Annotated in this window: 1 protein-coding gene; it reads right to left on the bottom strand. The window is 58.1% G+C overall.

All coding sequences use genetic code 11. The features are described 5' to 3' along the window. Positions 1-425: 425 nt before the first annotated feature. Positions 426-716 carry a GIY-YIG nuclease family protein gene (locus V7650_RS18085; protein WP_335657599.1) on the bottom strand — a complete coding sequence of 97 codons (291 nt, stop codon included), beginning with the start codon at positions 714-716 and terminating at the stop codon, positions 426-428. Positions 717-844: the final 128 nt, after the last annotated feature.

Raw genomic sequence — 844 nt, forward strand, 5'->3', positions numbered from 1 at the left:
TGTTTTTCGGAGCGGTCCATGTGGCGCTCGCGGGCGCGGTGCTGGCGTTGCTCTGGTGGTTGCTGGGTTGAGAGCCCGGGGGCGGGAGGAGCGGCGACGGATGGGACTGCAGCTTTAGTGCGTCACCGGCACTGCTCGAGGCCAGAGCTCCGCGTCGAGCGCGGAGCACATTCTCTTCCCTGAGCTCCACTCTCATCCCTGTGCTCCGCGCTTGACGCGGAGTTCTGAGGGCCGGGTGATATCATCGGATGGATCGCGCCATTCTAGATTATATTCTTCAACGAGCGCCAGTTTTCCTTAGCTGCGCTTAGGATATCGCCATACCGATTGCCTCCAGAACTCCGCATCAAGTGCGGAGCACAGATCTCTGTCGGGCGGAGCAAGTTCACGCCATGTGCTCCGCGCTTGACGCGGAGCCCTGCGGGCTAGGTAATATCATCGAACAGGTCGCGCCATTCTGGATTGTGCGCTTCGATCAGCGCAATTTTCCATTCCCTGCGCCATTTCTTGAGCTTCCACTCTCTCGCTCTTGCATCCTGGATATCGTCATGGGCTTCGAACCAGACCAGCAGCGTGCAGCCATGTTCCTTTGAATAGCCATCGATCAACTTGCTGCGATGCTGATAGGCGCGCTGGACGAGGTTACTGGTGACGCCGAGGTAGGTTTTGCCGCGGCGGCGGTTGGCCATGAGGTAGACGTGGCCGGCTTTGGTCATGATATCAGCATCGCTATTGCCTCCAGGGCTCCGCGTCGAGCGCGGAGCACATTTCTCTACTTATGCTAAATTCTCCTTGTGCTCCGCACTTGATGCGGAGCTTCTATCGGTTATCGCTTACTTTTCAC

The organism is Parasphingorhabdus sp. (assembly GCF_036964565.1).
Taxonomy (GTDB): Bacteria; Pseudomonadota; Alphaproteobacteria; order Sphingomonadales; family Sphingomonadaceae; genus Parasphingorhabdus.

Coding starts and splice junctions, on each gene's coding strand:
- V7650_RS18085 (WP_335657599.1), bottom strand. CDS start 716: ATGACCAAAGCCGGCCACGTCTACCTCATGGCCAACCGCCGCCGCGGC.